Annotated in this window: 2 protein-coding genes; both read left to right on the top strand. The window is 73.8% G+C overall.

Translation table 11 applies throughout. The features are described from left to right. Positions 1-8: 8 nt before the first annotated feature. The gene (locus OG738_RS34545; protein ID WP_442875964.1) at positions 9-6,275 is read left to right on the top strand and encodes an SDR family NAD(P)-dependent oxidoreductase; all 6,267 of its coding nucleotides are present in this window, start codon (positions 9-11) and stop codon (positions 6,273-6,275) included. 10 nt (positions 6,276-6,285) lie between these two features. After that, positions 6,286-25,833: an SDR family NAD(P)-dependent oxidoreductase gene (locus OG738_RS34540; protein ID WP_329047345.1), complete on the top strand. Its 19,548-nt coding sequence runs from the start codon at positions 6,286-6,288 to the stop codon at positions 25,831-25,833.

The following is a 25,833-nucleotide window of genomic DNA, read 5'->3' as shown; positions in this document are numbered from 1 at the left end:
ACGACCTGGTGAAGGCGCTGCGGGCGAGCCTGCGCGACAACGAACGGCTGCGGCGGGAAGCGCGCGAGCGCACGGAGCCGATCGCGATCGTCGGGATGTCGTGCCGGTTCCCCGGCGGGGTCCGCGACCCGGAGCAGCTGTGGGCGCTGGTCGAGGGCGGAGTCGACGCGATCGGCCCGATGCCCGCCGACCGAGGCTGGGACGTCGAGGCGTTGTTCGACCCGGACGCGGGGCGAACGGGAAGCTCCTACGTCCGGGAAGGCGGATTCCTGTCCGACGCCGGGGAATTCGACGCGGCGTTCTTCGGCATCTCCCCGCGTGAAGCGCTGGCGATGGACCCGCAGCAGCGGCTCCTGCTGGAACTGAGCTGGGAGGCGCTGGAGCACGCGGGCATCGACCCCGGCGCGCTCGGCGGCAGCCGCACCGGCGTGTTCGCCGGAACGTCCTTCCAGGACCACGGCCCGCGTCTGCACGAGGGGAGCCGGGCCACCGAAGGCCACCTGATGACCGGCAGCATGCCGAGCGTCACCTCCGGCCGGGTCGCCTACACCCTGGGTTTGGGGGGCCCGGCGCTGACCGTCGACACCGCTTGCTCGTCCTCGCTGGTCGCCCTGCATCTGGCGGCGGAGTCGCTGCGGCGGGGGGAGTGCGAGCTGGCGCTGGCCGCCGGGGTCACGGTGATGTCGACCCCCGGGGTGTTCGTGGAACTTTCCCGTCAGGGCGCGCTTTCCCGCGACGGCCGCTGCCGCTCGTTCGCCGAGGCGCCGGGCGGCACCGGCTGGGCCGAAGGCGCCGGGGTGCTGGTGGTCGAACGGCTTTCCACCGCGCGCCGCAACGGGCACGAGATCCTGGCGGTCCTGCGTGGCAACGCGGTGAACTCCGACGGCGCGTCGAACGGCCTCACCGCGCCGAGCGGACCGGCGCAGGAGAGGGTGATCCGGGATGCGCTCGCGGTGGCCGGGCTCAGCGCCGCCGACGTCGACCTGGTCGAGGCCCACGGGACCGGGACCGCCCTGGGCGACCCGATCGAAGCGCACTCCCTGCTGGCCACCTACGGCCAGGACCGCACGGAACCGCTGCGGCTCGGCTCGGTGAAGTCGAACATCGGGCACACGCAGTCGGCCGCCGGCGTGGCCGGTGTGCTCAAGGTGGTGCTGGCGCTGCGGCACGAGAAGATGCCCCCCACCCTGCACGCCGACGAGCCCTCCCGTGCGATCGACTGGACCGCGGGCGCGGTCGAGCTGCTCCGCCGGGCCCGGCCGTGGCCCCGGACCGCCACTCCGCGACGGGCCGCGGTGTCGTCCTTCGGGATCAGCGGCACGAATGCCCACGTGATCCTGGAGGAGGCACCCGAACCCGATGCCGCCCCCGCCGCGCCACTCGTGCGCGGCGTGGTGCCGTGGGTGCTTTCCGCGCGTACCCAGGAAGCGGTGCTGGAGCAGGCAAGGCGCCTGCACCGCCACGTGCGTGCGGAGGCGGCCGCCGACGTCGGCTTCACCCTCGGCAGCCGGCCGGAACTGCCGTACCGCGCGGTTGTCGTCGGCCGGGAACGCGACGAACTGCTCGCCGGGCTGACCCGGGTGAGCCCGGGGGCGCCGGTCGCCGCCGGCGCCCGGCGGCCGGTGTTCGTCTTTCCCGGGCAGGGCGGGCAGTGGGCCGGGATGGGGCGGCAGCTGCTGCACACGGCGCCGGTTTTCGCCGACGCACTGGCCGAGTGCTCGGCGGCGCTGGAACCGCTCACCGGCCGGTCGGTGGCCCGGTTGCTGGCCGAGGGCGGCGAACTCGGCGGCGTCGAAGTGGTGCAACCCGCGCTGTGGGCGGTCATGGTTTCGCTGGCCCGGCTCTGGGAAGCGGCCGGGGTGCGCCCGGCCGCCGTGCTGGGACATTCCCAAGGCGAGGTCGCTGCGGCCTGCGTCGCGGGAATCCTCTCGCTCGCCGACGGCGCGCGGATCGTCGCGGCCCGCAGCCGGGCGATCGCCCGGGAACTGTCCGGGACCGGCGGCATGGCGTCGGTTTCGTTGTCCGCCGAAGCGATCGAGCCGCTGCTGGCCGGGGGCGGGTTGTCGGTCGCCGCGGTCAACGGCCCGGCATCCGTGGTCGTCTCCGGCGATCCCGAAGCACTCGACGCACTGCTGAGCCGGTGCGAGGCCGAAGGCGTGCGTGCCCGGCGGATCGACGTCGACTACGCGTCGCATTCCCCGCAGGTCGAGCGGATCCGCACGCGGCTGCTCACCGACCTGCGCGATGTCGCACCGCGGCCGGGCCGCCCGGACGTCGTGCTCTGGTCCTCGGTGACCGGGGAAGCGGAATCCGGGCCGGGCGCCGAGTACTGGTATCGGAACCTGCGCGAACCGGTCGCCTTCGACGCGGCCGTGCGGTCGCTGGCGGGACGCGGGTACGACCTGTTCGTCGAATGCAGCCCGCACCCCGTTCTCGTCCCCGGTGCGGCCGCGATGCTCGGCGAAAGGGGTGCGATCGTCGGCTCGCTCCGGCGCGGCGAACCCGACGCTGCCCGTTTCGTGGCGTCGCTGGGCGAAGCCTGGGTGCACGGGGCCGCGGTCCGGTGGGCCGCGCTGACCCCCGGCCGCCGGACCCCGTTGCCCGCCTACCCGTTCCGTCGTCGCCGGTTCTGGCTCGCGCCCCCCGCACCGGCGGGGACCGCCACCGTGGACCATCCGGTGCTCTCGACACGGTTCGGCCTGGCCGGCGGCGACGAGACGGTCCTCACCGGGGTACTCGGCCCGGCCGCGCAGCCATGGCTGCGCGGGCACCGGGTCGGCGGGCGGTGCGTGGTCCCCGGCACGGCTTTACTGGAGCTGGCCGCGCAGGCCGGGCACGGCAGCGTCGGGGAACTCACCCTGCACACCCCGCTGGCGCCGGCCGAGGACACCGTGCACGACGTCCAGCTCCGGGTCGGCCCGCCGGACACCTCGGGGACGCGGCCGTTCGAGCTGCACACGCGGCCCCGGTACGCGCCGCACGACGCGCGCTGGACGGCGCACGCGAGCGGGCTGCTCGACGCGGCAACCCCCGCCGCGCCGGGGCCCGGCTTTCCGGAAAAACAGGACGCCTGGCCGCCGGTGGACGCGATGCCGGTGGACGTCGCGACCTGCTACGACCGGCTTGCGAGGGCCGGACTGGGCTACGAGGACGCCTTCCGGGGGCTGAGCCGCGCCTGGCGGCACGGCGACGACGTCTACGCGAGTGTCGGCCTGCCGACCGGGTATGAAGACGGCCGGTTCGCCCTGCATCCCGCGCTGCTGGACGCGGCACTGCACGCCCTGGCCGCCCTCGACGGGCCCGAGGTGGCGAAACTGCCTTACCACTGGGCGGGGGTGCGCTGGCATCGCACCGGGGCGACCGCGCTGACCGCCCGTCTCCGCCCGGACGGTGCCGACGGGTTTTCGGTGCTGGCCGTGGACGACTCCGGGCAGCCGGTGTTCTCGGCGGACTCCCTGGTCCTGCGCGCGGCGACCGGCGGCGCGGCGGCCGCGGTGCCGGATTCGCTGTACACCGTCGCCTGGCGGCCGGTCGAGCCCGGCACCGGTATGCCGCGGTTGGCCGTCCTCGGCGTCTCCGGCCTCGCGATCACGGCAGGCCTGTCGCGTGCGGCCGGGCTCGACGAACTGGCGGTGGCCGCCCCGGATGTCGTGCTCCTCGACGCCACCCAGTGGCAGTCGGAGGCGGTCGCCTCGCTGCTGCCCGTGGTGTGCGCCTGGCTCGCCGACGAGCGGTTCGCGACCGCCCGGCTGGCGGTGCTGACCCGCGATGCCGTCGTGGCCGAACCCACCGATCGGCCGGTGGAGCCCGACGCGGCCGCGGTGTGGGGTCTGGTGCGCTCCGCCCAGGCCGAGCATCCGGGGCGGCTGCTGCTGGCCGACCTGTCCGGGGAAGAGGATCCCGCGTTTTTCGCGAACGCTCTCAGCGGCGGCGAACCCCAGTTCGCATTGCGCGCCGACGTCGTTCGGGTACCGCGGTTGCAGCGTGCGGTGGCGGATCCCGCGCTGCGATCGCCGGACTCGGCCGCCTGGCACCTGGATCTCACCGGCCGCGGCACGCTGGAAAACCTCGTGCTGGTCCCGGATCCGCCGCCGGGGCCGCCCGGGCCGGGGCAGGTGCGGATCGACGTGCGGGCGACCGGGGTCAACTTCCGGGACCTGATGATCGCGCTGGACGTCGTGCCCGGCGAACGCGGTCTCGGCGGCGAGGCTGCCGGCGTGGTCACCGCGGTCGGCGAGGGGGTCGCCGGATTCGCCGTCGGCGACCGGGTTTTCGGCGTCTTCCAGCACGCGTTCGGCCCGGTCGCCACCACCACGCACCGGTGGCTGGCCCTGATGCCCGCGGACTGGTCGTTCGTCCGGGCGGCGTCGGTGCCGATCGCTTACCTCACCGCGTATTACGGCCTGGTCGATCTGGCAGGTGTGCGTCCGGGCGAAGCGGTGCTGGTCCATGCCGCGGCGGGTGGCGTGGGCACGGCCGCGGTGCAGCTGGCTCGTCATCTGGGTGCGGAGGTGTATGCGACGGCGAGTCCGGCGAAGTGGCCCGCGGTGGCGGCGTCGGGTGTTCGGGTGGAGCGGATTGCGAATTCCCGGACGACGGAGTTCGAGGAACGGTTTCGGGTCGCCACTGGTGGGCGTGGTGTCGACGTCGTGCTCGATTGCCTGGCGGGGGAGTTTGTCGACGCGGGTTTGCGGTTGCTGCCGCGCGGAGGCCGGTTCCTGGAAATGGGCAAGACCGACCGGCGTGATCCGGTCGAGGTCGCCGCCGCCCACCCCGGGGTCCGGTATCAGGCCTACGACGTGCTCGAGGCCGGGCCGGGGCGGCTGCAGGCGATGCTCGCCGAGCTGCTGGCCCTGTTCGGCAGCGGCGCGCTCACCCTGCCGCCGATCACCGCCTGGGACGTCCGGGACGCCCCCGAAGCGTTTCGCGCGCTCAGCCGGGCGCAGCTGGTCGGCAAGGCCGTGCTCACCGTGCCCCGGCCCCTCGATCCGGCGGGCACCGTGCTGGTCACCGGCGGCGCGGGCATGGTGGGTGCGCACCTGGCGCGGCGGCTGGTCACCCGGCACGGCGTGCGGCACCTGCTGCTGACCGGCCGCACCGGCCCGAGCACGCGGACCGCCGGCCTGGTGGCCGAATTCGCGGCCCTCGGCGCCGAGGCAGAAGTGGTCGCCTGCGATGTCGCGGATCGCGAAGCGGTGGCCCGGCTGCTGGCCACTATCCCGGCGACGCGGCCGCTCACCGCGGTGGTGCACGCGGCCGGGGTGCTCGCCGACGGCCTGCTCGAAACCCTTACCCCGGAGCGGCTGGCGCAGGTCTGGCTGCCCAAGGCGGAAGGGGCGCGGCACCTGCACGAGCTGACGGCGGGGCACGATCTGGCCGCCTTCGTGCTCTGCTCTTCTGCGGCCGGGATCCTGGGCGGGCCCGGGCAGGCCGGCTACGCGGCGGCGAACGCCTATCTCGACGGTCTCGCCGCGCACCGGGTCTCACGCGGGCTGCCCGCTTCCGCGTTGGCCTGGGGGTTCTGGGCCGAACGCAGCACGATGACCGGTGCTGTCGACGACGCCGGGCTCGACCGGATGGCGCGGTCGGGCGTCCGCCCGCTGGCCACTGCCGAGGCCCTCGAACTGTTCGACGCCGCCTTGACTTTTCCTCGGGCGGTGACCGTCCCGCTGCGGCTCGACGCGGGTGCGTTCGCCGGCGATGACGTGCCGCCGCTGCTGCGCGAGCTGGTCCGCCCGGCCCGGTCGGCCGCGGCCCCGCAAGGCCCGGCCGCGCTGAACGGGCTCGACGGGCCGGCCCGGGCCGAAGCAGTGCTGACGCTGGTGCGGACCCACGCGGCAGTTGCGCTGGGCCACGAAAGCGACGAGGACGTCGATGCCGGGCAGTCGTTCAAGGAACTCGGCTTCGACTCGCTGTCCGCGGTGGAATTCCGCAACCGCCTGGCGGCCGCGCTCGGCCGTCGGCTGCCGGTCACCCTCGTGTTCGACCACCCCACTCCACAGGCACTGACCAGGGCACTGCTCGAGCTGCTCGCCCCGGCCGCCACTGGCCTGGACGCGGTGAAAAACGCGTTGGCCGGGCTCGAAACCGCTCTGTCCACTATGGCCTCAGGCGTCGAGGTGGACGGCTGGGACGAGGTGGCCGAGCGGCTGCGCGTACTGCAGACGCGGGTGATGCCCGAAGCGCCGTCCGGCGAACTCGACGGGGCCACCACCGAAGAACTCTTCGACTTGATCGACCGGGGACTCGGGGCCAGAGCCCCGGTCCGTGACTGAGAGGTTTCCGATGCGGGAAGAGGACAGGCTCCGCGACTACCTGAAGCGCGCGGTCGAGGACGGCCGTGCGGCCCACCGGCGGTTGCGGGAAACCGAAGATCGTGCCCGGGAACCGATCGCCATCGTCGGCATGGCCTGCCGGTTCCCCGGCGGGGTCGCTTCGCCGGGGGAGTTGTGGGAACTGGTCGCGGGCGGCGTGGACGCGATCGGCCCGATGCCTTCGGACCGGGGCTGGGACGTCGCGGCGCTGTACGACCCGGATCCGGACCGGGCCGGGAAGACGTACGTCCGCGAGGGCGGTTTCCTCCATGACGTGGCCGATTTCGATCCGGCGTTCTTCGGGGTGTCGCCGCGTGAAGCCCTGGCGATGGACCCGCAGCAACGGTTGTTGCTGGAGACATCGTGGGAAGTGTTCGAACGGGCGGGCATCGATCCTGCCTCGGTGCGCGGTCGCCGGGTAGGCGTGTTCACCGGCGTCATGGCCGGCGACTACGCGCTGCGGTTGCGCACCTTGCCCGAGGACGTGGAGGGTCACGTCGGCAGCGGGACGGCAGCGAGCATCGTGTCCGGCCGGATCGCGTTCACCTTCGGGCTGGAAGGCCCTGCGGTGTCGGTGGACACCGCGTGTTCGTCCTCCCTGGTGGCCCTGCACTTGGCGGTGCAGTCCCTGAGGCTGGGGGAGTGCGAACTCGCGCTGGCGGGCGGGGTCACGGTGATGGCGAGTCCGGGCGCGTTCGTCGAGCACAGCCGCCAGCGCGTGCTTTCGCCGGACGGCCGCTGCAAGGCATTCGGTGCCGGGGCCGACGGCACCAGCTGGGCCGAAGGTGCCGGGATGCTGCTGGTCGAGCGGTTGTCGGACGCGCAACGCAACGGGCACGAGGTGCTTGCGGTGGTTGCGGGTTCAGCGGTGAATTCGGATGGTGCGTCGAATGGGTTGACGGCGCCGAATGGCCCTTCGCAGCAGCGAGTGATCCGCGCCGCGTTGGCGTCGGCTGGTCTGTCCACTGTGGATGTCGATGCGGTGGAAGCGCACGGCACGGGGACCGCGTTGGGCGATCCGATCGAGGCCCAGGCGCTGCTGGCGACCTATGGCCAGGGCCGTCCCGATGACCACCCCCTCTGGCTCGGTTCGGTGAAGTCCAACATCGGGCACGCGCAGGCGGCGGCGGGCGTCGCCGGGGTGATCAAGATGGTGGAGGCGATGCGGCGCGGCATCGTTCCGCCGACCTTGCACGCCGACGAGCCTTCCCCGCGGGTGGACTGGACCGACGGTGCGGTGGCGCTGGCCACCACCTCGCAGGCATGGCCCGAGGCCGGACGTCCGCGACGGGCGGGGGTGTCGGCGTTCGGCTTCAGCGGCACCAACGCCCACGTGATCCTCGAACACACCCCGCAGGAGACCCCGGAACCCGGCCCCGACGCGGGTCCGGCGCCCCTGCACCTGTCGGCCAGGACACCGGAAGCGTTACGGGAGCACGCTTCCCGGCTCGCCGGGATCTTGACCGACGACGTCCGCCCGGTGGACGCCGGGTTCTCCCTGACCCGGCGCGCGGTGTTCGAATACCGGGCGGTGGCCGACGATCTCGCCGGTCTGCGTGCGCTCGCGTCCGGCGAATCCACCCCGCACCATGCGATGGCCACGGACGTGGCGCTGGTGTTCCCGGGCCAGGGCGCGCAGTGGACGGGCATGGGCTTCGGGCTGGCCGAGGCGTTCCCGGTGTATGCCGAGGCTTTCGATGAGGTGTGTGCGCTCCTGACCGCCGAGCTCGGATTTTCCTTGCGGGACGCCGTTTTCACTGGTGACCGGCTGGACGAGACCGTTCGGACGCAGGCGGCGTTGTTCGCGGTCGAGGTGGCGTTGTTCCGGCTGGTGGAGTCCTGGGGGCTGCGTCCGGCGGTGGTGCTGGGACATTCGATCGGTGAACTGACCGCCGCATACGTGGCCGGTGTGTGGTCGTTGGGCGATGCGTGCCGGGTGGTTGCTGCCCGCGGACGGTTGATGCAGGCGCTTGCCCCGGGTGGGGCGATGGTCGCTGTGGCGGCATCGGAGTCCGAAGTGGACGAACTGCTTGTCGATGCGGGAGAACGGGTCGCGACTGCGGCGGTGAACGGGCCGTCGTCGGTGGTCCTCTCCGGCGACGAGGATGCGGTGCTCGCGATTGCCGGCGTATTGAAGGGGAAGGGCCGGCGGGTCAAGCGGTTGCGGGTGAGCCATGCCTTCCACTCGCCGCTGGTCGATCCGATGCTCGACAAGTTCGCCGCGGTACTGGGCACGGTTGTGTTCCGGCCGCCGGAGATCCCGATGGTCTCGACCGTGACCGGCGCCCCCGTCGATCCGGTGTCGCTGTGCACGCCCGGCTACTGGGTCGGCAACGCTCGCCGCGCCGTCCGCTTCGCCGATGCCATCGCGGCATTGAATGTGCGTGCTGTGCTCGAACTCGGCCCAGGCGGGGCGCTGACCGCCCTCGCCGAGGAGATCGTGCCCGCCGGAACGAGCTGCGTTCCGCTGCTGCGTGACGGCATCGCCGAGCCGGTGGCCGTCGCGCGCGGCTGGGGACGGTTGTGGGCGGCCGGAGCGCCGGTTTCCTCCGCCGCGGTGTTCGAAGGCCGCGACGTTCGCCGGATTCCGTTGCCCCCCTACCCGTTCCAGCGTCGGCGGCTGTGGCTCGACGAACCGGCGGGCGCCGCCCGCGACGTCGCCGGGGCCGGGCTGACCCCGGCCGCGCACCCGCTGCTGGGCGCCGCGATCGCACTGGCCGAGGGCGACGGCGTGCTCCTGACCGGGCGGCTTTCCCTGTCCGCGCAGGCCTGGCTGGCCGGGCACGTGGTGGCCGGAACGGTCCTGCTGCCGGGCACCGCCTTCGCCGAACTCGCGCTGAGAGCCGGAGCCGAACTCGGTTACCGCGTCGTCGACGAGCTGACCGTCCTGCGGCCCTTGGCGCTGCCCGAATCGGGTGCGGTCCGGGTGCAGCTGGTGGTCGGCGGCCCCGGCGAAGACGGCCGCCGCGCGGTGAGTGTCCATGCCCGGCCCGACGCCGCAGAGTCCGGCGAGCCGTGGGTCCGCCACGCCGAAGGCTTTCTCCTCCCCGCAGCCGGGCCGGCGCCGGCGCCGGTGTCGTGGCCGCCCGCGGACGCCGAAGCCGTCGCGATCGACGACCTGTACCTGCGCCTTGCCGACGGCGGGCTCGACTACGGTCCCGCGTTCCGCGGCGTGCGGGCCGCGTGGCGCCGCGGCGACGAGGTGTTCGCGGAAGTCTCGCTGCCCGCCGAATGCCACGGCGACGCCGCGATCTTCGGACTGCACCCGGCGCTGCTCGACGCCGCGCTGCACGCACTCGTGCTGGGGCAGCACGAGCCGGCCGGCCCACCCCGCCTGCCGTTCGCCTTCACCGGCCTGAGCCTGCACGCCGCCGGGACGACGGTGGTGCGGGTGCGGCTGGCCCCGCACGGGCCGGACGCGGTCACCGTGGATCTCGCGGACACCGCGGGAAACGCGGTCGCTTCGGTGCGCTCGCTGACCCTGCGGCCGCTGCCCGCGGATGCCCTGCGTCGACTGTCCACATCGGACGGTCTGTTGCGCACGGCCTGGCGCCCCGCCACCCCGGCCGCCTCGGCCGGGCACGCGGAAATCTGGCCGCTAACCGACTTCGGCGATGACGTCCGGGCCGCGCTGAGGACGACCGCAGACCGACTGCAGGCCTGGCTCGCGGACGGGGACGGGGTGCTGGCCGTGGTGACCCGCGGCGGCGCTGCGGTGTCCGCCGGTGAGTCCCCCGGGCTCGCCGCCGCCGCGGTGGGCGGGCTGGTGCGCTCGGCCCAGGCCGAACATCCCGGCCGATTCGGGCTGGTAGATGTCCTTGCCGGAGAGGTCGAGCCGGAGGTGATCCAGGCCGCGGTCGCGACCGGAGAACCGTGGATCGCGGTGCGGCGCGGTGAGCTGCTCGCGCCGCGGCTGGTCCGGGTGAGTGCCGAGGTGACTCTCGCCCCACCCGCGGACACCCGGGCCTGGCGGCTCGACGTCGACGGCAGCCGCACCTTCGACGGCCTCGTCCTCGCCCCCTGTCCAGAAGCGGAACGGCCGTTGGGCAAGGGTGAAGTCCGCGTCGGTGTGCGGGCTGCCGGGGTGAACTTCCGCGATGTCATGCTTGCGCTCGGGCTCTATCCCGGCGAGGCCGAACTCGGCGGGGAAATCGCGGGCGTGGTCCTCGAAACCGGGGCCGGGGTGCGGGGCTTCGAGCCCGGCATGCGCGTGTTCGGGATGGTGCGCGGCGGGTTCGGGCCACAGGTGGTGGCCGATGCCCGGCTGCTCGCCCCGATCCCGGACGGCTGGTCGTTCGTCCGGGCGGCTTCCGTGCCGATCGCCTACCTCACCGCGTATTACGGCCTGGTCGAGCTGGCGGATCTCCGCGCGGGCGAGGCCGTGCTGGTGCACGCCGCGGCGGGTGGGGTCGGGATGGCCGCGGTGCAGCTGGCTCGCCATCTGGGCGCGGAGGTGTATGCGACGGCGAGTCCGGCGAAGTGGTCTGCGGTGGCGGCTTCGGGTGTTCCGGCGGAGCGGATCGCGAATTCCCGGACCACCGCCTTCGAAGCGCAGTTCCTCGCTGCGACCGGTGGGCGTGGTGTCGACGTCGTGCTGGATTGCCTGGCGGGGGAGTTCGTCGACGCGGGTTTGCGGTTGTTGCCGCGCGGGGGCCGGTTCCTGGAGCTGGGCAAGACCGATGTGCGGACCGCGGAGCAAGTCGGGCCCGGGATCGACTACCGGGCCTTCGACCTGTTCGACGCCGGTCCCGAGCGGCTGGGTGAGCTGCTCGCCGAGCTGATGACGCTGTTCGCCGGAGGGCGGCTGCAGCCTCTTCCGGTGTCCGTGCGGGACGTCCGCACCGCGCCCGCCACGTTCCGGTGGATGAGCCAGGCCGGGCACGTCGGCAAGATCGTGCTCACCGTGCCGGTGCCACCCGATCCGGACGGCGCGGTGCTCATCACCGGCGGGACCGGTGCCCTGGGCGCGCGCACCGCGCGGTACCTGGCCGCCACCCACGGTCTGCGCCGGTTCGTGCTCGCGGGACGCCGTGGCGCGGAGGCTCCCGGCGCCCGCGAGCTTGCGGCCGACCTCATCGGCATGGGCGCCGAGGTCACCTTCGCCGCATGCGACGTCTCGGTGCGGGAGAACGTCGCGGCGTTGCTGGCCGAGCGTCCGCCGTCGATGGTGGTGCACGCGGCGGGCGTGGTCGACGACGGCGTCCTGACCTCACTCGACGCCGGCCGGTTCGACACGGTGCTGGCGGCGAAGGCCGACGGGGCACGGCACCTGCACGAGCTGACCGCAGACCACGACCTCACCGAGTTCGTGCTGTTCTCCTCCGCCGCGGGCACCCTCGGCGCACCCGGGCAGGGCAACTACGCGGCGGCGAACGCGGTCCTCGACGCGCTCGCCCATCGTCGGCGGGCAGAAGGACTGCCCGCGACGTCGGTGGCCTGGGGCCTGTGGGCCGAGGCCGGCACGATGACCACCGGCCTCGCCGAAGCCGACCGGCGGCGACTGCGGCGTGGTGGTTTCGGCGTCCTCACCACGGAAACCGGGACGGCCCTGTTCGATCTCGCCCGCGCCGGTGCGGACGCCGCCGTCGTCGCGGCCGAACTCGACCTCGCCGCGCTGAGGACCGCCGGGGACGACGTCGCGCCGATGCTGCGCGGGCTGCGGCCCGCGGCGCCTCCCCGGCCGGCGCCGGTCGCTCGTCCCGCCGCGGCCGGGGACCTGCTCGCCCTGGTCCGCAGCCACCTCGCGGCTGTGCTCGGGCTCGCGCCCGGTACCACGGTGGAGGCCACGAGGCCGTTCACCGAGTTCGGCCTGGATTCCCTGACCGCGGTCGAGCTGCGGAACCGGCTGGGCACGGCGACCGGGCTGCGGTTCGGCCCGACCCTGGTCTTCGACCACCCGAACGCGGCCGCGCTGGCCGACCACCTGCGTGCGGAACTCTCCGGCGCGACCCATCCCCTCGCGGACCGGCCGGCTCCCGCGGCGACCTGCACCGATCCGGTCGTGATCGTCGCGATGAGCTGCCGGTTCCCCGGCGGCATCGAGACACCCGAAGACCTGTGGCGGCTGCTGGAAACCGGTGGCGAGGTCGTCTCCGGGCTGCCCGCCGACCGCGGCTGGGACCTGGAGACGCTGCTGCACGACGACCCCGACCACCCCGGCACGTCGTACCTGCGGGTCGGCGGGTTCCTTGACCGGATCGGGGACTTCGACGCCGGGCTGTTCCGGATTTCCCCGCGTGAGGCCGAAGCGATGGATCCGCAGCAGCGGCTGCTGCTGGAGACGTCGTGGGAGGCGATCGAGCGCGCCGGCATCCCGGTGGACTCGCTTCGCGGCAGCCGCACCGGCGTCTTCGTCGGGGCGACGTTCCAGGAGTACGGCCCACCGCTGGCCGAGGCACCCGAAGGGACCGAGGGCCACCTGATGACCGGCAGCACCCCGAGCGTGCTGTCCGGCCGGATCGCCTACGCCTTCGGGCTGGAAGGGCCTGCGCTCACCGTCGACACCGCGTGCTCGTCCTCGCTGGTCGCGTTGCACCTCGCGACCCGGGCGCTGCGCGCGGGCGAGTGCTCGCTGGCGCTGGTCGGTGGGGTGTCGGTGATGGCCAAGCCGTCGTCGATGATCGGGTTCAGCCGGCAGCGGGCGTTCTCCCCGGACGGGCGCTGCAAGGCGTTCGCCGCCGGGGCCGACGGCACCGGCTGGTCCGAAGGCGTCGGCGTTCTGGTGGTGGAACGCCTCTCGGACGCGCGAAAGCACGGGCACCGGGTGCTGGCGGTGGTCCGCGGCAGCGCGGTGAACTCCGACGGCGCCTCCAACGGCCTCACCGCGCCGAACGGTCTCGCGCAGCAGCGCGTGATCAGGGCGGCGCTGGCTGACGCCGGTCTGTCCACCGCCGACGTCGACGTGGTCGAAGCGCACGGCACCGGGACGCCACTGGGTGACCCGCTCGAAGCGGGCGCGCTGCTGGCCACCTACGGCCGGGAGCGGGGTGCCGCGGGCCCGCTGAGGCTCGGGTCGGTGAAGTCGAACCTCGGGCACACGCAAACCGCCGCCGGTGTCGCGGGCGTGCTGAAGCTGGTGCTGGCGCTGGGCCACGGTGTCGTGCCGCGGACCTTGCACGCGGCCGAGCCGACCCCGCACGTCGACTGGTCCTTGGGCACGGTGTCCCTGCTCCACGAGCCCGCGGCCTGGCCGGCGGGCGGGCGGACGCGCCGCGGTTCCGTGTCCTCCTTCGGCATCAGCGGCACCAATGCGCACGTCGTGATCGAGGAAGCGCCGCCGGCCGCTGACCCGGAGCCCGCGGCCGGGCCCGAGGGGCCGGTGCCGTGGCGGCTTTCCGGCGCCACCGAAGCCGCGCTGCGCGCACAAGCCGTCCGGCTCGCCGCGTTCGCCCGCGCGCACCCCGATCTGTCCACAGTAGACATCGGGCACGCACTGGCGGTCAGTCGTTCGCCGCTGGCGCACCGCGCCGTCGTCCTCGGCGCCGACCGCGACGACGCGGTGAACAGCCTCGACGCGCTGGCCGCCGGAGAGCCGGCCGCCGGACTCGTGCACGGCTGCACCGGGCCGGACGGCGGGCTTGTCTTCGTCTTCCCCGGGCAGGGACAACAGTGGGCCGGAATGGCGGTCTCCCTGCTGGATTCGTCGCCGGTGTTCGCGCGGCGGATGGCCGAGTGCGACGCCGCGTTTTCGGCCCACCTGGCCTTTTCCGTCCGCGATGTCCTGCGCGGGGCGCCGGACGCCCCGGGGCTCGAACCCATCGAGGTCGTACAGCCGGTGCTGTTCGCCGTGATGGTCTCGCTCGCTGAGCTCTGGCGTTCGCACGGCGTCGAGCCGTCCGCGGTCGTCGGGCACTCGCAGGGGGAGATCGCGGCGGCCTGTGTCGCCGGGGCGCTGTCACTGACGGACGCGGCGAAGATCGTCGCGGTGCGCAGCCGGTTGTTCGCCGAACTGGTCGAGCCGGGGGCGATGGGCTGGGTCGGGCTCTCCGCGGAGCAGGTCCGGGCCCGGCTCGCCGGCCGGGGCGACGGGATCAGTGTAGCCGCGGTCAACGGACCGGCCTCGGTGTCCGTGTGCGGCGAAGTCGAGCCGGTGGAGGCCTTCCTCGCCGAGTGCGTGGCCGACGGCGTGGCTATCCGGCGGCTGCGTGGGGTCAACCGGGCCGGTCACTCGGCCCAGGTCGAGCGGATGCGCGAAGCGCTGCTGCCCGCCTTGGCCGGATTGACTCCGCAGCCTGCCGAGGTGCCGTTCTACTCCACGGTGACCGGCGGCCTGCTCGACACCACGGCACTCGACGCCCGGTACTGGTATCGCAATGCCCGGGAGCCGGTGGACTTCGCCGCCTCGGTGGCGGCCCTGCTCGCCGACGGGCATCGGGTGTTCGTCGAGTGCAGTGCGCATCCCGTGCTCACCACGAGCGTGGAGCAGATCTTCGAGCACGTCGGGACCGAGGCCACCGTCGTCGGCTCGCTCCGGCGGGCCGACGGCGGTCTGGCGCGGTTCCTGGCTTCGGTGGCCGAAGCGGAGGTGGCCGGTGTCCCCGTCGACTGGGGTTTCGCCGGGCCGGCCGCTGTCGAGCTGCCGACGTATGCGTTCCAGCGGCAGCGGTTCTGGCTCGAGGCCGGGGAAACCCGCGCGGATCTCGGCAGCACCGGCCTGCTGGCCACCGGGCACCCGCTGACCGGAGCCGTCGTGGAGCCTGCCGAGGGTGGCGGCCGGCTGCTTTCCGGGCGGCTTTCGGTCGCCGCACAGCCGTGGCTGGCCGATCACGCGATCGCGGGCGCGGTTCTGGTGCCGGGCACGGCATTCGTCGAACTGGCGCTGCACGCCGGGGACGACGTCGGCTGCGAGCACCTCGAAGAGCTGACCGGGCACGCGCCGCTGTTCCTGCCCGAGCGTGGCGGTGTGGCACTCCAGGTCGTCGTCGGCGAGCCCGGCGACGGCGGCCGGCGGACCGTCGCCGTGTTCAGCCGCACCGACGAGGGCCTGCCGTGGGTCCGGCACGCCGACGGGGTGCTCGCCCCGACCGGCGCCGGCGAGCCGGCCGGACTGGCGCAGTGGCCGCCCACCGGAGCGGAACCCGTTGCGGTGGACGATTTCTACTCGGCCGCGCGCGAGGCAGGGTACAGCTACGGACCGGCGTTCGAAGGCCTGCGCGCGGCCTGGCGGCGGGGCAGCGAGGTCTTCGCCGAGGTCCGCCTCCCGGACGGCGTGCGTGCGGACCTCGGGCGGTACGGCCTGCATCCGGCGCTGCTGGACGCGGCGCTGCACGCAATGAGCCTCGCGCAGGACGAACCCGCTCCCGGGCTGCGGCTTCCGTTCGCCTGGTCGGGTGTGTCGCTGCACGCTTCGGGTGCCGCGAGTCTGCGCGTCCGCCTGGTCACCCTCGGCCGGGACACGGTGGCGCTCGAAGCCGCCGACGCCGCAGGTCGCCCCGTGGTGTCGGTGGCCGAACTGGCTGTGCGCGAGGTCGATGCCGAGTCGGTGGTGACCCGGGTGAACCCGTTGCGGGACGTGCTTTTCACCCTCGACTGGCTTCCCGCCCCACTGCCGCAGACGCCGGGACAGGCCGGCTGGGTCGTGCTCGGCGAACGGGATTTCGGCTGGGGCGCCGGGGTTTCCGGGCTCGCCGAACTGAACGCAGCACCGGCCGTCGCGGTGGTGCCGTGCCCGGCGGCGGACGCGCGAGCCTCGGCCGGGGCCGTCCTCGGCGTGCTGAACGACTGGCTCGCCGACGACCGGTTCTCCGCCTCGACGCTGGTCGTGGTGACCTCCGGGGTGGTGGCGGTGCCCGGCACCGGGCCGGAAGTGTCCGATGTGGACGGTGGGGCGGTGCACGGCCTGGTGCGCTCGGCGCAGGCCGAGCACCCGGGCCGGATCGTGCTGGTCGACGTGGACCGTTTCGGCACCGGTGTACTGGCCGCGGCGGTCGCGCTGGGGGAACCGCAGGTGGCGGTCCGGGGAACCGAAGCCTGGGTCCCGCGGCTGGCCCGCCTGGCACCGGCCGCGACACCGGGACGTCTCGGCCCGGACGACACCGTGCTGATCACCGGCGGCACCGGGGTGCTCGGCTCGGCACTGGCCCGGCGGCTGGCCGCCGCCGGGGTGCGGGCGCTGGTGCTGTTCGGCCGCCGCGGGCCTGGCGCGCCCGGGGTGCCCGAACTGCGGGACGAGCTGACCGCGGCGGGCGCGGACGTCGCCGTCGTGGCGGGTGATGTCGCCGATCGCGACGCCCTCGCGGCGGTGTTTGCGCAGCACCCGATCACCGCCGTGGTGCACACCGCCGGCGGCACCGACGACGGCCTGCTCGACGCGATGGACGCCGAACGGCTCGACCGGGTCTTCCGGCCGAAGGTGGACGGCGCCCGGTGGCTGCACGAACTGACCGCGGACCGGGAGCTGTCCGCGTTCGTGCTCTACTCGTCGGCCGCCGGGGTGCTCGGCAGTTCAGGGCAGGCGAACTACGCGGCGGCGAACGGCTACCTCGACACGTTGGCCGCGTACCGCCGGGGCCGGGGGCTGCCCGCGGTGGCGCTCGCCTGGGGCTACTGGGCGGCTTCGGCGGCCGGTGGTGCCGGGATGAATGCCGACCTGGAACGGCTCCGTCGTTCCGGTGTGGCTCCTCTGTCCACCGAGGACGGTCTGGCCGCCTTCGACGCAGTCGTCGGCACGGACGCCGCCCTGGCCGTCCCGGCCCGCCTCGACCTCGCGGCGATCCTGGCCCGCGACGAGGCACCCCCGGCACTCCTGCGCGGGCTGGTCCGCGCCCGCCGCCGCCGTGTCTGCGAGACCGAGGACGGCCCGGCGCTGGGCCGCGTGGTCGCCGGGCTGCCCGCCGGCGAGCGGCTGGGGCACGTGCTCGGGCTGGTGCGCGGCGAGGTGGCCGGCGCGCTCGGCCATCCCGACCCGGCGCGAGTAGCGCCGGAGGAGGCGTTCAAGACGCTCGGTTTCGACTCCCTGATGAGCGTCGACCTGCGCAACCGGCTCGCAGCCCGCACCGGCTTGCGGCTGCCGGCGACCCTGGTCTTCGACCACCCGAACCCGCAGGCCCTGGCGAAGTACCTGCTCGGGCGGCTCGGCGGCGACGTCGCGACGGCGGAGCGGAGCCCGGTGCCGGCCGCGGACGAGCCGGTGGCGATCGTGGGGATGGCGTGCCGGTTCCCGGGTGGTGTCACTTCGCCGGAAGACCTGTGGGACCTGGTCGCGGCGGGGACCGACGCGATCGGTCCGATGCCCGCCGACCGCGGCTGGGATACCGACCGGCTCTACCACCCGGATCCCGCGCAGCCGGGTACGATGTACGTGCGCGAGGGCGGTTTCCTGCACGACGCGGCGGATTTCGATCCGGCGTTTTTCGGGGTTTCGCCGCGTGAGGCCCTGGCGATGGACCCGCAGCAGCGGTTGTTGCTGGAAACGTCGTGGGAGGCGTTCGAGCGGGCGGGGCTCGATCCCGGGTCCTTGCGGGGCAGCCGGACCGGCGTGTTCACCGGCGTGATCTACAACGACTACGCGAGCCGGTTCGGCGAGATTCCGGACGGCTTCGAGGGTTTCCTCGGCAGCGGCAGTGCGGCCAGTGTCGCCTCCGGCCGGGTGGCCTACACCTTCGGGCTGGAAGGCCCGGCGTTGACGGTCGACACCGCGTGTTCGTCGTCGCTGGTGGCGTTGCATTTGGCCGCGCAGTCGGTGCGCCGCGGCGAGTGCGAGCTGGCGCTGGCGGGCGGGGTCACGGTGATGGCGACGCCTGCGCCGTTCGTGGAGTTCTCGCGCCAGCGCGGGCTTTCCCCGGACGGCCGGTGCAGGCCGTTCTCGGCGGACGCGGACGGGACCGGATGGGCCGAGGGTGTCGGCGTGCTGCTGGTTGAGCGGTTGTCCGATGCGCGCCGCAACGGGCATCCGGTGCTGGCGGTGCTGCGCGGCAGCGCGATCAACTCCGACGGCGCGTCGAACGGCCTGACCGCACCGAACGGTCCCTCGCAACAGCGGGTGATTTCCGACGCGCTGGCCGCCGCAGGTCTGTCCACTATGGACGTCGATGTGGTGGAGGCGCATGGTACGGGGACGTCGCTGGGTGATCCGATCGAGGCGCAGGCGTTGCTGGCGACTTATGGGCAGGGGCGTCCGGTGGATCGTCCGGTGTGGCTGGGTTCGGTGAAGTCGAACATCGGGCACGCGCAAGCGGCGGCGGGTGTGGCCGGGCTGATCAAGACGGTGATGGCGCTGAGGCACGGCGTCGTCCCGGCGACGCTGCACGCGGCGAAGCGTTCCTCCCATGTGGACTGGGACAGTGGTGCGGTCGAACTGGCCGTCGAGGCGCGGCCGTGGCCGGAAACCGGCCGTCCGCGCCGAGCGGGGGTGTCCTCGTTCGGGATCAGCGGCACCAACGCCCACGTGATCCTGGAACACGAACCCGAGAAGACATCCGAGCCCGGACCGGATACCGCGCCCGTGCCGCTGTTCTTGTCGGCGAAGACGCGGGAGGCGCTTCAGGCCCAGGCCGCGGCCTTCACCGCGGCGATCGGCGGACCGCGGCGACTGGACCTCGCCTACTCCGCCGCGACCACCCGGGCGGTCTTTTCCCACCGCGCGGTCGTCGTCGCCGAAGACGACGACGGACTGCGGAGCGGACTGGCCGAAATCGTGGAAGGCACCGGAGCCGCCGAGAGCGATCCCGATGTGCGGCTCGGCTTCCTGTTCGCGGGCCAGGGTTCCCAGCGGATCGGGATGGGCTTGGCGCTGGCCGAGGAGTTTCCGGTGTATGCCGAGGTTTTCGATGAGGTGTGTGCGCTTCTGGACGCCGAGCTGGGTGAGTCGGTGAAGGAAGTCGTTCGCTCGGGGGACCGGCTCGACGAAACGATGTTCACGCAGGCGGCGTTGTTCGCCGTCGAGGTGGCGCTGCACCGGCTGCTCGAATCCTGGGGGATCCGGCCAGACGTGCTGCTCGGCCACTCGATCGGCGAACTGGCGGCCGCGCACGTGGCCGGGATCTGGTCGCTGGCGGACGCGTGCCGGGTGGTCGCCGCCCGCGGGCGGCTGATGCAGGGGCTCGCCCCGGGCGGGGCGATGATCGCCGTCGCCGCTTCGGAGTCCGAAGTGGACATACGACTGCGCGGCTACGCGGAGTCGGTTTCGCTCGCCGCGGTCAACGGACCGTGCTCCGTGGTCCTTTCCGGCGACGAGGACGCCGTCGCGGGGCTCGCCCGGGAGCTGGAAGCCGACGGGCACCGGGTGAACCGGCTGCGGGTCAGCCATGCCTTCCACTCGGCCCGGATGGAGCCGGTGCTCGGCGAGTTCGCCGCGGTCCTGGCCGGCGTCACCTTCGCCGCCCCGCAGCTGCCGCTGATCTCGGACGTCACCGGCGAATTCGCCGAGCCGGACGTGATCTGCACGCCGGAGTACTGGGTCGGCCACGTCCGCCGCGCCGTGCGATTTGCCGACGGTGTGGCCACGGCACACCGCGCCGGGGCCACGGCGCTGCTCGAATTGGGCCCGGCCGGAGTGCTGACCGGGCTGGCCGAAGGCTGTCTGCCGGGGGCCGGCGTGACCGCGGTTGCGGCGCTGCGGCCGGGGACCCCCGAGCCGGTGGCCCTGCTGCGTGCCCTGGGCCGGCTCTGGACGAGAGGCGTCGGGTTCGACCGGGCGGCGGTGTTCGCCGGACGTCCGGCGCGGCGCGTCGACCTGCCGACGTATCCGTTCCAGCGTGCGCGATTCTGGCTCGGCGGCCCGACGGGGTCACCGCGGGACCTCGGCGGCGCTGGGCTGACCGCGGCCGGGCACCCGCTGCTGGGTGCCGCCGTCGCGCTCGCGGACGAGACCGGAGTGGTCCTGACCGGACGGCTCTCGCTCGCGGCACAGCCGTGGCTGGCCGGCCACCTCGTCGCCGGAATCGTGCTGCTGCCCGGGACCGCGTTCGCCGAACTGGCCGTCCGGGCCGGGGACGAGGTGGGGTGCGATTCGGTCGGCGAACTGACCGTCCACACGCCGCTGGCCCTGCCCGCGACGGGCGGGATCCGGCTGCAGGTGGTCGTCGGCGGACCGGCGGACGCCGGGCGTCGCCCGCTGGCGATCTATGCCCGGCCGGACACCGGAGAAGACGGGCAGTGGCTCAAACACGCCGAAGGGACGCTCGTGCCCACTGCCCCCGAACCGGTCGTGCCGGGACCCTGGCCGCCCGAGGGCGCGGTCCGCGTGCCGACCGGCGACCTCTACCCGCGGCTGGCCGGCGCGGGCCTCGAATACGGGGCCGAGTTCCAGTGCCTGCAAGCGGTGTGGCGACGTGGCGCAGATCTCTTCGCGCAGGTGCGCACCACCGGCGGTGGTTTCGGTCTGCACCCGGCGTTGTTCGACGCGGCCCTGCACGCCTTGGCGGCCGGTGCCGGCCCCGACGCGCCCAGGCTGCCGTTTTCCTTCACCGGCCTCAGCCTGCACCAGCCGGGGGCGGACGAACTGCGCGTCACCCTGCGCCCGGCGGGGCCGGACGCAGTGGCGATCACGGCGGCTGACGGCGCCGGGCGTCCGGTGCTCACGGTCGACGCGCTGACCCTGAGGCCATTGCCGGAGGACGCGGATCTCACCGGCTCCCTTCGGGACGCCCTGTGGCAGCTGGAATGGGTGCCAGCAGCCGAAACTGCCGAACCGGTGCCAGGCGAGGGGGTCGTCCTCGAGGCGAGGGAAGCTGCTGTCGCGACGCTCCTGGAGCCGGGAGCGGACCTGCCGCCGGTGGCCGTGCTGCCGGTGCCAGCCGGAGAGGTGACGGACGTCGTCGGCCGGGTCCTGCAGGTCGTGCGGGATTGGCTCGCCGAACCGAGACTGGACGGGACCCGGCTGCTGGTGCACACCCGGGGCGCGATCGACACCGGGGCCGGTGTCCGCGACCTCGCCGCGGGCGCGGTCTGGGGCCTGGTGCGTTCGGTCCAGGCCGAGCATCCGGGCCGCGTTCTGCTGGCCGACACCGAAGGCCCTGGTGACGCCGTCGTGCTCGCCGGGGACCCGCAGGTGGTTGTGCGTGACGGGGTGGCCCTCGTGCCGCGGCTGGCTCGCGCGGGACGTCCCGAGGACGGCGCGCCGCGGCTGGGTGCTGCCGACACGGTGCTGATCACCGGCGGGACCGGGGCACTGGGTGCCGCCCTCGCCCGCCACCTCGCCCGGACGGGTGTGAAGCGGCTGGTGCTGCTCGGGCGGCGGGGCGAGAATGCCCCGGAGGCCACACGGCTGCGGGACGAACTGGTGGCGCTCGGCGCCGAGGTCGCCGTCGTCGCGGCCGACGTCGCCGATCGCACGGCCATGGCGCAGGTGCTGGCCGAGCATCCGGTCACCGCGGTGCTGCATGCCGCGGGCGTGACCGACGACGGTGTCGTCTCCGCCATGGACGGCGATCGCCTTGCCCGCGTGCTGCGGCCCAAGGCCGGCGGCGCCATGGTCCTGCACGAGCTGACGAAGGACCGCCCGCTCACCGCGTTCGTGCTGTTCTCCTCGGCTGCCGGGGTGCTGGGCAGCCCGGGACAGGCGAACTACGCCGCCGCCAACGGTTTCCTGGACGCACTCGCCGCCCACCGCCGTGGGCTCGGGCTGCCCGCGGTGTCCCTGGCGTGGGGTCCGTGGGCGGCCGACGGCGGCATGGCGGGCAAGCTGGCCGAGGGGGACCGGCGCCGGCTCGGCCGGGCCGGGCTGCGTGCACTGTCCGAAGAGGACGGTGTCCGGCTGTTCGACTCGGCGCTCGGGCTCGGCAGCCCGCTCGTTCTGCCCATGGAGTGGGACTTGGAGGCAGCCCGGCGTGACGCGGCGGGCGGAGAGGTCCCGCCGCTGTTGCGCGGAATACTGCGGACGACGCGGCGTGGCCCGGCGGCCGGTCGCCCGCGCGAGCGGTGGGCCGCGTTGCCGCAGCCGGAGCGCGTCTCGGCGGTGCTCGCGCACGTCCGGGCCGAAGTGGCCGCGGTGCTCGGGCACGCGGATCCGGCGTCGGTCGGGGACGGCCGGGCGTTTCGTGAACTCGGCTTCGATTCCCTGATGGCGGTGGAACTGCGCAATCGGCTGGCGGCAGCGACCGGGCTGACCCTCGCCCCGACGCTGGTGTTCGACTACCCGAACGCCTTGGCGCTGGCCGCTTTCCTCGCGGCCGAAGTCGCCGACGAGGCACCGGTCACGCCGGAGACACCGGTCGTGCGGGCTGTCGTGGTGGATGAGCCGGTGGCGATCGTGGGGATGGCGTGTCGTTTCCCGGGTGGCGTTGCCTCGCCGGAGGATTTGTGGGAGTTGGTCGCGGCGGGGACCGACGCGATCGGGCCGATGCCTTCGGATCGGGGCTGGGACGTCGAGACGTTGTTCGATCCGGATCCGGACCGGGCCGGGACCACGTACGTCCGTGAGGGCGGTTTCCTGTACGACGCGGCGGATTTCGATCCGGCGTTTTTCGGGGTTTCGCCGCGTGAGGCCCTGGCGATGGATCCGCAGCAGCGGTTGTTGCTGGAGACGTCGTGGGAGGCGTTCGAGCGGGCGGGGCTTGATCCCGGGTCCTTGCGGGGCAGCCGGACCGGCGTGTTCACCGGCGTGATGTACAACGACTACGCGAGCCGGTTCTTCCGCGTGCCCGATGGCTACGAAGGCCAGCTGGGCAGCGGAAGCGCGGGCAGCGTCGCGTCCGGACGGGTGGCCTATGCCTTCGGGCTGGAAGGTCCGGCGATGACGGTCGACACGGCGTGTTCGTCGTCGCTGGTCTCGGTGCATCTGGCCGCTCAGGCGCTTCGGCACGGCGAATGCGATCTCGCGCTGGCGGGCGGGGTCACGGTGATGGCGACGCCCGCGGCGTTCGTGGAGTTCTCACGCCAGCGGGGCCTGGCTCCGGACGGCCGCTGCAAGCCGTTTTCCGCCGCCGCCGACGGCACGGCGTGGGCCGAGGGGGTGGGCGTCCTGCTGCTGGAGCGGTTGTCGGATGCGCACCGCAACGGGCATGAGGTGCTTGCAGTGGTGCGGGGCAGTGCGGTGAATTCGGATGGTGCGTCTAATGGGTTGACGGCGCCGAATGGTCCGTCGCAGCAGCGGGTGATCTGTGCTGCGTTGGCCTCGGCCGGGTTGTCCGCTGTGGACGTGGATGTGGTGGAGGCGCATGGTACGGGGACGTCGCTGGGTGATCCGATCGAGGCGCAGGCATTGCTCGCGACTTATGGGCAGGGGCGTCCGGTGGATCGTCCGGTGTGGCTGGGTTCGGTGAAGTCGAACATCGGGCACGCGCAAGCGGCGGCGGGTGTGGCCGGGGTGATCAAGATGGTGGAGGCGATGCGGCGTGGGGTGGTTCCGCCGACGTTGCACGCCGATGAGCCGTCTCCGCAGGTGGACTGGACGGCAGGGGCTCTCGCCATCGCGACCACGTCGCGGGCGTGGCCCGAGGCCGGACGTCCGCGGCGGGCAGGGGTGTCGGCCTTCGGGATCAGCGGCACCAACGCTCACGTGATCCTCGAACAGCCGCAGCCCGCGGCGGCCCCGGCGGCCGCGCCCGTGGTGGTCACGACGGTGGTCACGTGGCCGCTGTCGGGCACCGACGCGACCGCGTTGCGCGCCCAGGCCGCCCGACTCAGGTCCTTTGTGGACGATCAGTGTGACGTGCCGGTCGCCGAGGTGGCGGCCGCGCTCGCCGCGCGTCCGGCCTTCGCCTGTCGCGCGGTGGTGTCCGGCGCGGACGTCGCCGAGTTGCGGACCGGCCTGGCGGCGCTGGCGAACGACGGCAGCGGACCCGCGGCGCAGCCGCGCCGTCCGGTGTTCGTCTTCACGGGCACACCCGCGACCCCGGCCGATGCGTTCTGTGCCGCCTCACCGGTTTTCGCCGCCGCCTTCGAGGAGTGCACGGCACTTCTCGAGCCCGGGCAAGCCGCGACGCAGTGGGCCGCCGCGATCGCGTCCGCCCGGCTCTGGCAGGCCTGCGGAGTCGTGCCCGCGGCGGTCGTGGGCCACGGGACCGGGGAAATCGCCGCAGCATGCGTGGCCGGAATCCTCTCGCTCGCCGAGGGAGCACGGCTGGTGGCGACCGGCAGCCTGCCCGCCGACGAGGAAATCCGCCGCGACGGTGGGATTCCGTTCCGATCGTCCCGCACTCCGCACTCCGGGACACCCAAGGCGTTCGAGAAGCTCCTGCACAGCCTGTCGGAGAGTCACGACACCTTCGTCGTCTGCGGCGCCGACGCGGAAATCCCGGTGGACGGCGGTCTTCTCGTCGTCGGGACCGGATCGGCTCCGGAACACCTGCCGGGCGCCCTGGGCGCGCTGTGGGCGCACGGCGTGGACGTCGACCTGGCCGCGCTCGCTGCCGCGCGGCCGGTGCCGTTGCCGACCTATGCGTTCCAACGGCGCCGGTTCTGGTTGGACGCCCCGGCCACGGAAGTCCCGCCGGTGGCGGCCGGCCAGGCCGAACCTCCGGTGCCGGACCTGCGGGAGCAGCTGGCGAAGCTGGACGACGACGCGCGCACCGAGCTGCTGACCGGCCTGGTCTGCGACACCGCGGCGGCCGTCCTCGGCCACGATTCCGGCCGTACCCTCGACGCCGGCCGTGGCCTGCTGGAACTCGGGTTCGACTCGCTGACCGTCACCGAGCTGCGAAACCGGCTCGTCGCCACGACGGGCCTGGACGTGCCGACGACGCTGCTCTACGACGCCGGGACGCTGGACATGCTCGCCGCCGGCCTGGCCGTCCTCGCCGCGGCGCCGGCCGGGCCGCCGGCCACCGATCTCACGTCGCTGTACCTGGAAGCCGGCCGGCTCGGCCGCCTCGGGGACGGCATCGAGCTGGCCAAGGCGGCGTCACGGGTGCGGCCGTCGTTCACCGGCGCGGCCGACCGGGCCCCGCGCGGCCGGCCGGTACGGCTGGCCGAAGGTCCGAAGCGGCCGGTGCTGATCTGCCCGGCGTCGTTCGGGCTTCTGGCCGGGCCGGTCGAATACGCGCGGTTCGCGGCCTTCTTCCGCGGGATCCGTGACGTGCACGCACTGCCGGCGCCGGGCTTCGGCGAAGGCGAGCCCCTGCCCGCGGACGTGAACGCGCTGGCCGAGGTCCAAGCCGAGGCGGCGCTGGAAGCCGCAGCGGGCGCGCCGTTCGTCGTGCTCGGCCGGTCCGGCGCGGGCTGGATCGGCCATGCGATGACCGCGGTGCTGGAGAAGAACGGCACGCCGCCGCGGGCGCTGGTGCTGCTCGACACCCCGGAACCCGAATTCGGCGCCTCGGATTCGGCGTACGCCCGCATGGTCGCCGAAGGCGCGTGGGCCCGGGAACGGCACACCACTGGCGGATCGGACACCCGTGTCCTCGGTGTCGGGGCCTACTACCGGATCTTCGCCTCCTGGGCGCCGTCGCCGGTTTCGGTACCGACGTTGTACGTCCGCGCGAGCAGCCCGTGCGCGGAAGCCGACGTGCCCCCCGGGGATTCCTGGCGGGCTCGGTGGCCGTCGGCCGACCACAGCGTGGACGTCCCCGGCGATCACTTCACGATGCTCGAGGAGCACGCGGGCACGACCGCGCGTGCGGTCGAGGACTGGCTGCGGTGA

Source organism: Amycolatopsis sp. NBC_01488 (assembly GCF_036227105.1).
In the GTDB taxonomy this organism is placed as follows: Bacteria; Actinomycetota; Actinomycetes; order Mycobacteriales; family Pseudonocardiaceae; genus Amycolatopsis.
The sequence above is the reverse complement of the archived record's forward strand: the minus strand, read 5'-3'. Positions and strand labels throughout refer to the sequence as shown.